At 40.9% G+C, this 10,982-nt stretch carries 10 protein-coding genes, 2 tRNA genes and 1 other RNA gene; 4 read left to right on the top strand and 9 right to left on the bottom strand.

The genetic code is table 11. From position 1 onward, the window contains the following. Positions 1-141: 141 nt before the first annotated feature. The 4 genes from LZP46_RS03895 to sdhC are packed head-to-tail and all read right to left on the bottom strand — an operon-like array spanning position 142 to position 3,541. The gene (locus tag LZP46_RS03895) at positions 142-852 is read right to left on the bottom strand and encodes a succinate dehydrogenase iron-sulfur subunit (RefSeq protein ID WP_236094728.1); all 711 of its coding nucleotides are present in this window, start codon (positions 850-852) and stop codon (positions 142-144) included. 14 nt (positions 853-866) lie between these two features. After that, on the bottom strand, positions 867-2,765 hold the full coding sequence (locus tag LZP46_RS03890; RefSeq protein WP_004972199.1) for an FAD-binding protein: 1,899 nt from the start codon (positions 2,763-2,765) through the stop codon (positions 867-869). 12 nt (positions 2,766-2,777) lie between these two features. Further along, positions 2,778-3,143: a succinate dehydrogenase, hydrophobic membrane anchor protein gene (gene sdhD / locus LZP46_RS03885; protein WP_236094727.1), complete on the bottom strand. Its 366-nt coding sequence runs from the start codon at positions 3,141-3,143 to the stop codon at positions 2,778-2,780. Continuing rightward, on the bottom strand, positions 3,143-3,541 hold the full coding sequence (gene sdhC, locus LZP46_RS03880; RefSeq protein WP_026438062.1) for a succinate dehydrogenase, cytochrome b556 subunit: 399 nt from the start codon (positions 3,539-3,541) through the stop codon (positions 3,143-3,145). The genes sdhD and sdhC overlap by 1 nt, the downstream gene beginning before the upstream one ends. Positions 3,542-4,695: 1,154 nt before the next feature. On the opposite strand from sdhC, the gene gltA reads away from it, so the two are divergent. The 3 genes from gltA to LZP46_RS03865 all read left to right on the top strand — a co-directional run bounded on the left by gltA (position 4,696) and on the right by LZP46_RS03865 (position 8,664). Next, positions 4,696-5,970: a citrate synthase gene (gene gltA / locus LZP46_RS03875; RefSeq protein WP_236094726.1), complete on the top strand. Its 1,275-nt coding sequence runs from the start codon at positions 4,696-4,698 to the stop codon at positions 5,968-5,970. Between the two features lie 197 nt (positions 5,971-6,167). Further along, positions 6,168-6,683 (top strand): hypothetical protein, encoded by a 516-nt coding sequence (locus LZP46_RS03870; RefSeq protein ID WP_236094724.1) that lies wholly within the window; start codon positions 6,168-6,170, stop codon positions 6,681-6,683. 355 nt (positions 6,684-7,038) lie between these two features. After that, positions 7,039-8,664 (top strand): NAD+ synthase, encoded by a 1,626-nt coding sequence (locus tag LZP46_RS03865; RefSeq protein WP_236094722.1) that lies wholly within the window; start codon positions 7,039-7,041, stop codon positions 8,662-8,664. Positions 8,665-8,808: 144 nt separating this feature from the next. On the opposite strand, the gene LZP46_RS03860 is transcribed toward LZP46_RS03865, so the two are convergent. Then, positions 8,809-8,885, bottom strand: a tRNA-Met gene (locus tag LZP46_RS03860). Positions 8,886-9,078: 193 nt separating this feature from the next. Here LZP46_RS03860 and LZP46_RS03855 point away from each other — a divergent pair. Then, a complete protein-coding gene (locus LZP46_RS03855; RefSeq protein WP_096901016.1) occupies positions 9,079-9,492 on the top strand; it encodes a hypothetical protein in 414 nt (137 codons plus the stop codon). 37 nt (positions 9,493-9,529) lie between these two features. Here LZP46_RS03855 and LZP46_RS03850 read toward each other — a convergent pair. The 4 genes from LZP46_RS03850 to coaD form a co-directional block, all read right to left on the bottom strand. Beyond that, positions 9,530-9,606, bottom strand: a tRNA-Met gene (locus LZP46_RS03850). Between the two features lie 73 nt (positions 9,607-9,679). Continuing rightward, an RNA gene (gene rnpB, locus LZP46_RS03845) (RNase P RNA component class A) lies at positions 9,680-10,057 on the bottom strand. Between the two features lie 27 nt (positions 10,058-10,084). Continuing rightward, positions 10,085-10,348: a YfhL family 4Fe-4S dicluster ferredoxin gene (locus LZP46_RS03840; RefSeq protein WP_236094721.1), complete on the bottom strand. Its 264-nt coding sequence runs from the start codon at positions 10,346-10,348 to the stop codon at positions 10,085-10,087. Position 10,349: 1 nt separating this feature from the next. Beyond that, a complete protein-coding gene (coaD, locus tag LZP46_RS03835; RefSeq protein WP_236094720.1) occupies positions 10,350-10,841 on the bottom strand; it encodes a pantetheine-phosphate adenylyltransferase in 492 nt (163 codons plus the stop codon). Positions 10,842-10,982 lie beyond the last annotated feature (141 nt).

Raw genomic sequence — 10,982 nt, 5'->3', positions numbered from 1 at the left:
TTTTTTAATCACTTCTTTGCATACTACGTTTATATGTTCGATATTAAAAAACACACCTCGTTATTATTTTACTTTTACAGCAATATTAAGCCATAAAAAAAGCACATCCAAAGATGTGCTTTTTTTTCAACCTTAGCTCGCTTAGCCAGCTTGGTCTAATAACATGTTACGGATGTGACCAATTGCTTTAGTTGGGTTCAAGCCTTTAGGACATACAGATACACAGTTCATAATGCCTTTACAACGGAACAAAGAGAATGGGTCGTCAAGACGAGCCAAACGCTCTTGAGTTGCGGTATCACGCGAATCGATAATGAAACGATATGCATTTAACAAAGCTGAAGGACCCAAGAACTTGTCAGGGTTCCACCAGAATGATGGGCATGAAGTTGAACAACATGCACAAAGAATACATTCATACAAACCATCAAGATGTTCACGATCTTCTTGAGACTGCAAACGCTCTTTTGGTGGCGCAGGTTGGTTGTTGATCAAGAACGGATGAATCTTGTTGTACTGATCGTAGAACTGATTCATGTCTACAACCAAGTCTTTAATTACAGGAAGACCTGGAAGCGGACGAATTGTGATCACTTCTGGTAAATCGTTTAGGTTCCAAAGACACGCTAAACCGTTTTTACCATTGATGTTTACACCATCAGAACCACAAATACCTTCACGACATGAACGACGGAATGTCAAAGATTCGTCTTGTACTTTCAATTCAAGAAGTGCATCAAGCAACATACGGTGCTTATCAGTCAATTCAAGCTTAAAAGTTTGCATGTACGGTGCTTTATCCTTATCAGGATCGTAGCGGTAGATATTAAATGTACGAGTACCTCTACTCATCTTACTTCTCCCAATTAGAATGTACGTGGTTTAGGTGGAATAGCAGCTACAGTAAGCGGCTTGTAACGTACTGGTTTGTACTCAAGACGGTTATCTGTAGAGAACCATAAAGTATGCTTCATCCACTCATCATCACGACGACCGTAAGAATAAGTTGGGTGATCTGGTGGTAACTCAAAGTCTACAACCGTATGCGCACCACGACATTCTTTACGTGCAGCAGCTGAGATCAGTGTCGCTTTAGCAACTTCATACAAGTTTTCAACTTCTAATGCTTCTACACGTGCAGTGTTGAATACTTTAGATTTGTCTTTCAAATGAATGTTACGAACACGTGGCTCAAGCGCAAGAATTTGTTTCACACCTTCATCAAGCAATGCTGAAGTACGGAATACACCTGCGTGGTCTTGAACGATGTTACGAATTGCATCAGCAACTTCTTGAGCGTTTTCACCTGAAGTCGATTCGTCAAGTTTACGAATACGGTTCACAGTGTTTTCAAGTACAGTTGTTGGAAGTGGTTCGTACTCACCATCGTGTTGCTTAGTCACATACTCAATGATGTGTTGACCCGCAGCTTTACCAAATACAACCAAGTCAAGCAATGAGTTTGTACCTAAACGGTTAGCACCGTGTACAGATACACATGAACACTCACCAATTGCATAGAAACCTTTTACTGGTTTAGCAAAGTCACGGTCGCCCGCGTTGGTTGTATATGTATCAGTTTCTGCGTTGTAGTTCGCAACCAACTCTTGAGTTTCACGGCTTTCTGGAACAACCACTTGCCCATGAATATTGGTTGGAATACCACCCATTTGGTAATGGATTGTAGGAACAACAGGAATTGGCTCTTTAGTACAGTCAACGTTCGCGAATTTCTTACCAATCTCAAATACAGATGGAAGACGCTTCATGATTGTGTCTGCACCCAAGTGCGTCATATCAAGCAAGATGTAGTCTTTGTTTGGACCACAACCACGACCTTCTTTAATTTCTTGGTCCATAGAACGTGATACGAAGTCACGTGGCGCCAAGTCTTTCAAAGTTGGTGCATAACGCTCCATGAACGGCTCGCCTGAATCGTTACGAAGGATACCACCCTCACCACGACAGCCTTCCGTTAACAATACGCCCGCGCCCGCAACACCTGTTGGGTGGAACTGCCAGAATTCCATATCTTGTAATGGAATACCTGCACGCGCAGCCATACCAAGACCGTCACCAGTATTGATATATGCGTTTGTAGATGCACGGTACACACGACCTGCACCACCTGTAGCAAACAATGTCGCTTTCGCTTGGAATACTGCAATTTTACCTGTTTCTTGGTCAATTGCAGTCACACCTAGTACATCGCCAGCTTCGTTACGGATCAAATCAAGAGCAATCCATTCTACGAAGAATTGAGTACCCATTTTCACGTTGCTTTGATAAAGCGTGTGAAGAAGTGCGTGACCTGTACGGTCAGCTGCAGCACATGCACGTGGAACCGCTTTTTCACCGTAGTTTGCAGAGTGACCACCGAATGGACGTTGGTAAATTGTACCGTCTGCGTTACGGTCAAATGGCATACCCAAGTGTTCTAATTCATAAACCACTTGTGGCGCTTCACGCGTCATGAATTCAATCGCGTCTTGGTCGCCCAACCAGTCAGAACCTTTTACTGTGTCGTAAAAGTGGTAGTGCCAGTTATCTTCTTGCATGTTACCAAGAGATGCACCAATACCACCCTGCGCTGCAACAGTGTGTGAACGTGTAGGGAATACTTTGGTCAATACCGCAACTTTCAAACCTGCTTGAGCAAGTTGGTAAGATGCACGCATACCTGAACCACCACCACCAACGATGACTGCGTCAAAGAATTGGTGTGGAATATTTGTATAATCTTCTTTAGGGTTAATCGCGCCCATGATATTTTCCTATCAATTCGCCCAGAAAATCTGGATTGCCCAGATTGCGTATGCAAAAACAGCAATAATCACTGCTGAAGTCAGCACTAGGCGTAAACCTGAAGCTGAAGGACCCATTTGGCGAGTAGTCACATAGTCAGTGAATACTTGCCACATACCGATCCAAGCATGTGCAACAAGAGATAAGACTGCCAATAAAGACATAATCTTCATTGGTAATGTCATCATAAAGCCGTACCACTGTTCAAAGTTGAATCCACCGTTAAGAAGAATCCAACCAAATACCACAACGGTATAAATAGCAAGAACAACAGCACTAATACGTTGGATAAACCAATCGCGAGAACCTGACCCCGTTAAACCTGTAGCACTTTTCATTAGATTACAATCCATACAAATGCTGCAACGATACCGATAGCAGACAAGATCAATGAAATAGTAGCTGCAATGCGACCACTTTGCAGTTCTTCTGCAAAACCAAGGTCAGCAAGTAAATGCTTAACACCAGCAATGAAGTGATAGATTAAGCCGGCTACAAATACCCATACGATAAAGCGCACAAAGAAACCGTTAAAAATTTCTTGAACTTGAGCAAAACCTTCAGGTGAAGACAAAGACTTGTCTAACAACCATAAAAGTACCGGTACGAGTAAAAATACGATGACACCAGAAAGACGGTGTAGAATTGATGCAATAGCCACGGGTGATTTTAAGTTTACTTCTAAAACTTGACCCATGGACAAATTGACAGGTCTGTTGCTTTTCACAGCGGGCATCCTGTAAGTAAAAACTCCATCCGGAGTTTGTTGGAATAAATTCGAAGGAAAGCTGGCATAGTCAGGCAAATACATGCCCAACCTTAAAACGACACTGAATTATAAAACGTCAACTGTCAAAATACAAACAACTCAACTCGGCTTTTTGGCTAAAAAACCCTTAAATAAGAATCATTAACAAGTGTAAAGACAAACCAATTACCACACACAACCACACAATCAAACATAAATCTATGTTTTTAAATAAATTATTAAAGTAAAAACTCTTGATGACACAATCAGTGGCTTTAGAATATTTAGACTAAAGATAAATTTGTACTTTGTTTTTCAGATGTTCTTCGGGTTTTCACATACTTATATATAAGTAGCAGCACTATATATGTGTGTACTCCACTTCTTGCCGTAATTTAAAACTAGAGTGTGAGACACTTAAGCCCAGACAGCTCCATCACTTTGTTTGATTATGCTGCGCCTGATCGTAAATCAAACGTTGATGACGACACAGACATCAATCTATTTATTCAATTTATATTTACTTGAAACACTTTAGATAAATAAATATTTAAAATAACAATCATCATGCGAATGAATGACTTATCCAGTATTTTTTGTATCTGTATGGATAAATAACCGCGCTTTATTCACAAAGATTTCATCATTTCCCATTCAAAATATGATGGGTTATGGCTATTTTCAGGAGTTCAATCAGTCATTTTTTGATCAATCAATATCGAGTTTAAATACCAGACTCACTGCCTATTACAAACAATCTGACCACCCTACAGTGTATTTAAAAACGTGTAAGTTATGAGAATTAGATAATTTTAAGTTTTGGGCTGCAACCCACCGCAGAATCACCACAGCAAAACCATTATTTAAAATTGCTTACAATAAATCCTTATTGTTGATTTTTTTATGCACATCTGACAAATTTTGACTTATGATACGGCGGCTGTGCTGTGATTTTATTGATTTTTTTACTGGAATTTTTTCGACTGTCTCTGCAAACAGTCGTCTGCTTAATCCATAAGTATAATTGACAAAATTTCAGTACTCTCTAATCTTAGAGCTAATTTTTAATCCGTCTGACTTGCGCATTAAAAGATTGATACTTCGAGTCAGATCAACATTCACCAGGACAGGAGATCTATTGAATGTCTGAAGCAACTGGCAAAAAAGCCGTATTACAGCTTGATGGAAAAGAAATTGAATTACCAATTTACAGCGGCACATTAGGCCCAGATGTAATTGACGTTAAGGATGTGTTGGCGGCAGGTCACTTTACTTTTGATCCTGGTTTTATGGCAACAGCGTCTTGCGAGTCTAAAATTACGTTCATTGATGGTAACAAAGGTATTCTTTTACACCGTGGTTACCCAATTGACCAATTAGCGACTAAAGCTGACTACTTAGAAACTTGCTACTTATTATTAAATGGCGAGCTTCCAACTGCAGAACAAAAAGCTGATTTTGATGCTAAAGTTCGCAACCACACTATGGTTCATGACCAAGTAAAACGCTTCTATAACGGTTTCCGTCGTGATGCTCACCCTATGGCAATCATGGTGGGTGTCGTTGGTGCGTTATCTGCGTTCTATCACAACAACTTAGATATCGAAGATGTTAACCATCGTGAAATCACAGCGATTCGTTTAATCGCGAAGATTCCTACTTTAGCGGCTTGGAGCTACAAGTACACTGTTGGTCAACCATTTGTTTACCCACGTAACGATTTAAGCTACGCTGAAAACTTCCTGTACATGATGTTTGCAACTCCAGCAGACCGTGACTACAAAGTTAACCCTGTTCATGCACGCGCTATGGATCGTATTTTCACGCTTCACGCTGACCACGAACAAAATGCTTCTACGTCTACAGTACGTTTAGCTGGCTCTACTGGCGCTAACCCATATGCATGTATCGCTGCTGGTATCTCTGCACTTTGGGGTCCTGCTCACGGTGGTGCGAACGAAGCTGTTCTTAAGATGCTGGATGAAATCGGCACTGTAGAAAACGTTGCTGGCTTCATGGAAAAAGTGAAAACCAAAGAAGTTAAACTCATGGGCTTCGGTCACCGTGTGTACAAAAACTTCGATCCACGTGCAACAGTAATGAAGCAAACTTGCGACGAAGTACTTAACGACTTAGGTATCAACGATCCACAGCTTGCTCTTGCTATGGAACTTGAACGTATCGCGTTATCTGACGAATACTTCATTAAACGTAACTTATACCCTAACGTAGACTTCTACTCAGGTATCATCCTTAAAGCGATTGGTATCCCAACAGAAATGTTTACTGTGATCTTCGCGCTTGCACGTACAGTTGGTTGGATCAGCCACTGGTTAGAAATGCACAGCGGCCCTTACAAGATCGGTCGTCCTCGTCAGCTTTACACAGGTTACACTCAACGCGACATTAACCGTTAATTCGGTTCGCGTTGTAGCGTGTAAAACGAGTACGACTCAAAAAACCACCTTCGGGTGGTTTTTTATTGCTTTTGTTTAGCTCACCAAACTCATTTCTGTTTTGTTTGTCCTAAACCACAACCAAAACGTAAAATAAAATTTGGATCATTGCGAATTTAGGCTATATTTTTGATGTCAGCCACTTACGACTCATTACCATGCTACAACTGCATTTATTCATTCTCAGCTTATTTATGCGACTGCTCAAACTCGATCAGTTTAGATGTCGTAGCTTAACTGCAATGGAAATACAGTTGTGCCAGTCTGTATTTGGCAATCTGATTGACTACAACCAAGTCAAAGTCATGAACCATCCTTATTTGCCTTGGCAGCCACAGCATATTTTTATGGCGCCATGTGGCTACATTCATGTGCGAAATCGGCATTATCTAGCCGACTACAGCCAAGCACACCGTGGCTATCAGGCGATCTTTATTCATGAGATGACGCATATTTTACAGCATCAACATCACATTAACGTCTTACTGCGTGGTGCGATATTACAAACGGCGTATTTTTTGAGTTTTAAGCGCTACAATCCCTATCATTATCGTTTAATTGCAGCAAAACCTTTTTCTGCGTACAACATTGAGCAACAAGGTGAGATTGCCAAAGATATTTTCCTTAAAAAAATAGACAATATCATTTTAAACAGCCCGCACCGCTCGACTTAGCTCACTCATCTTGGTACATGCTTATTTCACGAAAAACACATGCATCATACAACCTAAAAATATAATGCTTTTCAAACAAATAGCATAAAAATGCTGACACATTTCCATGATATTCTTGCAGACAAGACAATAAAGTGTATTCGATGCTAGCATCTATTCTAAATTAAGATAAAATAGCAAAAGTCTCCATTTTTGCACTGCAAAATAAGATCTTTATCTGTTAGATAATAAATGGTTTTTATTTGTGCCTTTCGGCAGTCGTTTAATCCACAATACACTGCGCTGAAATTTTTATAACAATAATCATCAGCCACTTACGTGTATTTTACACCTATAGGAATAGGACTTAATTTAAATGAAATCTTTTAAAATTGCCCTTGCACAGTTCTCTCCACACATTGGCAATCTCGAAGCAAACGCGCAAAAAATGCTTGAACAAGCAAATGAAGCGAAAAAACAACATGCAGATTTGATTATTTTTCCTGAACTTTCAACTTTGGGCTACCCTGCAGAAGATTTATTACTGCGCCCAAGCTTGAATCAACGCACACAACAAGCATTTGAACAATTACGCGAAATTAAAGATATTGTTTTAGTTTTCGGCTTTGTGAACGAAACTGAAGATGGTCAGCGCTTTAACTCAGCAGCCGTCATGAAAGATGGCAACATCTTAGGCATTTACAATAAACAAAATTTACCAAATTACGCTGTGTTCGATGAAAAACGCTATTTTGACGAAGGTCATCAACATTTGGTATTTGAATATCTTGGTCATAAGTTTGGCGTTTTGATTTGTGAAGATTTATGGTCTTTGCCAACGGTACAACAATTAGCGCAGTTGAATGTTGAAACTGCACTGGTCTTAAACGCTTCGCCGTATGAAGTGGGTAAACCGCAGCATCGTATACAGACCATGACCAAACTGGCAAAGCAATTACATCTCAATGTGGTGTATGTCAACCAAGTTGGCGGTCAAGATGATTTAATCTTCGATGGTACGAGCTTTGTGATTAACCAAGCAGGCAATGTTGCGCTACAAGCCCCAACCTACCAAGAAGGTTTGTTCTACGCTGAATATGACGCTGCGCAGAAGCACTTTAAAACTGCCGAAATTAGCCCCGCTTTAGACACCCTTGCAGAAATCTATCAAGGTTTGGTACTCGCAACCCGAGACTATGTGCAACGCTCTGGCTTTCCAGGTGTGATTCTAGGCTTGTCAGGCGGAATTGATTCAGCGCTCACCCTTGCTATAGCGGTTGATGCAATTGGTGCAGACAAAGTACAAGCAGTGATGATGCCGTACACCTATACCGCGCAAATTAGCGTTGAAGATGCTGCAGAGCAAGCCAAAACCTTAGGCGTGACTTTTGGTATTGCCGAAATTCACCCTATCGTCAATAGCTTTATGCAAACGCTTTATCCTTTCTTTGGCAACAGCCCAAGCGACACTACAGAAGAAAATCTACAAGCCCGTGCCCGTGGTACGATTTTAATGGGACTATCGAATAAGTTTGGCAACCTCGTACTTTCTACAGGCAACAAATCTGAGCTAGCAGTTGGTTACTGCACGCTTTATGGCGATATGGTCGGTGGTTTTGCTGTATTGAAAGATGTGTACAAAACCATTGTGTTTGAACTAGCAAAATACCGTAACAGCATTGCCGATACTCCTGTAATTCCTGAACGTGTCATTACTCGTCCACCTTCAGCCGAATTGCGTCCTGACCAAAAAGACCAAGATTCTCTACCACCATACGAAGTGCTCGATGCAATTTTGTATGCGTATATTGAAGAAGATCAAAGCCAAGAAGACATTATTAGCAAAGGCTTTGAACGTGCAATGGTTGAGAAAGTCATTCAATTGGTTGATCGGAATGAATACAAACGTCGTCAAGGTGCATTAGGTCCACGTATAAGCTCACGCGCTTTTGGTCGTGAACGTCGCTATCCGCTAGTCAATGGTTGGAAAGCAGGAATTTAAAGCTAAAGCATAGCTTAAACAAAGATACCAAAAAACCAAGCTATGGCTTGGTTTTTTTGTACCTGCCATTAAACCAATGCTGCAAAAAGTAGCCTAAAATTTTGACATAAAAAAAGACCAAGCTGAGAGCTTGGTCTATTAAAATGGTGGCTATGACGGGACTTGAACCTGTGACCCCCGCATTATGAGTGCGGTGCTCTAACCAACTGAGCTACATAGCCGTAAACTGTGTGCGCATTATCTAAACTTAGCTCTGCATCGTCAAGCATTTTAATTTACAAACGCTCACAGTTTAAGCAAAAACAGTGCAATTTGTTTAATTTTAATCAAATTAGTATTTTCTTATGGAAATTGTTAAATATTTTCAGCAAAATTTATATTAAGTCACACAGAAAAAAGAGAATAAATTCAACCATGATCTTGAAGTCTATAATACTGAGTAGCCTTGTTGTTGGCTTAAGTTCCTGCGCTTTGGTTTCACCTATTTTTGTAGATTACAACGGTGTACGGCGTGATGTTGCGCAATTTATTAATTCTAAAATGAGTTATAGCATCGCAGACCGACGTGTCTTGGTTGCTTATGCCAAAGGGCAGCAAAAGATTTTAACGGCACATCAACTCAATGCTGCAGCGCAGCAACAACTGGCTTATGAGCGTGCTGTAGGGCGTTATTGTGCATCACAACACATTTCGCTAAAAAAATTAAATCAGGTCGATGCCAAAATTTTTGCTCACTCTGATCAACAAGCCAATTGGCAACAGATTCAAAACCTACAAATGCAGATTCAACTGGATACAGCTCAAATAGATTGCACAGACAAATTTTAAACAAAAAAAGACCACGTTAGTGAACGTGGTCTGAAAATGGTGGCTATGACGGGACTTGAACCTGTGACCCCCGCATTATGAGTGCGATGCTCTAACCAACTGAGCTACATAGCCAAAAACTGTGCGGGAATTATCTGCTGTAATCTAGGCAACGTCAAGCCTTATCACGCATCAATTGCCTAAAATTTGGTGAAGTGAACCGATAAGCCGGGTTCTGTCGAGAACGATCATTCCTCTAGGCGTACAATCACTCATACGCTCAAGCGACCTACCCGAATCCAGTACGGGCCGTACCTCAGGATTCCTATTTGGTCTTGCTTCTGGTGGGGTTTACCATGCCATGAACTGTTACCAGCCATGCGGTGCGCTCTTACCGCACCCTTTCACCCTTACCTTCAATTTCTTCCGAAAAAGAAACCATATGAAGGCGGTCTACTCTCTGCTGCACTTTCCGTCGACTCACGCCGCCCAGGCGTTACCTGGCACCCTGCCCTTTGAAGCCCGGACTTTCCTCCCCTGCTTCAGTCACGGAGACCTCCACAGCAGCGATCGTCTGGTTCACTTCGAGGGCGCATATTAACAAAATTATAAGTTAATTGCTCGCGCTTTTTTGATCAATCAGTTTTTGATATTTTTCTAGCAATTGCTCCTGTGTTTCGACATGGTCTGGATCGAGCGGAATACAGTCCACCGGGCAGAATAACTGGCACTGCGGCTGCTCGTGATGTCCTACACATTCAGTACATAATGCTGGATTAATCTCATAAATCAGCTCACCCATATAAATGGCCTCATTCGGGCACACAGGTTCACAGACATCGCAGTTAATGCATTCATCGGTAATATATAAAGACACGCTACCAACCTTGTCGTAATTTACGCTCAAAGGCTTCGACCACAACAGGTGCAACAAATTTAGTCACATCACCTTTTAAGCGTGCAATTTCACGAACTAATGTAGATGAAATAAACGAATATTGCTCTGACGGGGTTAAAAATACAGCTTCATATTTCGCATCTAACTGACGGTTCATATTTGCCAACTGAAATTCATACTCAAAATCTGAAACAGCGCGCAAACCACGCAAAACTGCAGTCGCATTTTGCTCACGAAAAAAATTAACCAACAAACCATCAAAGCCTACAAATTCAACATTAGGCAAATGCTTTAAAGATGCCTGTGCCAATTCTACACGCTCTTCCAGAGTAAAAATTGGATTTTTATGATGTCCTATAGCAATTGCGACCACAACCTCTTCAAACATTTTTGCGGCACGTGTCACCAAGTCAATATGACCATTAGTAATTGGGTCAAAGGTGCCCGGATAAATTACGCGAGATTTAGACATCCATTATGCTCTAGTTGGTTTTGTCAAAGTTAGTTTAACAAATTCAAAAAATTTTAGTGAACAAAGTCTACCAAATTATGAAATATCAAAGCAGTTTCGCCAGCAGTTGTGATGATTTTGATTTGTCAGCAAGCCTTGGTT

The sequence above is a fragment of the Acinetobacter sp. SCLZS86 genome (assembly GCF_021560715.1).
Lineage (GTDB): Bacteria > Pseudomonadota > Gammaproteobacteria > Pseudomonadales > Moraxellaceae > Acinetobacter > Acinetobacter towneri_A.
The sequence above is the reverse complement of the archived record's forward strand: the minus strand, read 5'-3'. Positions and strand labels throughout refer to the sequence as shown.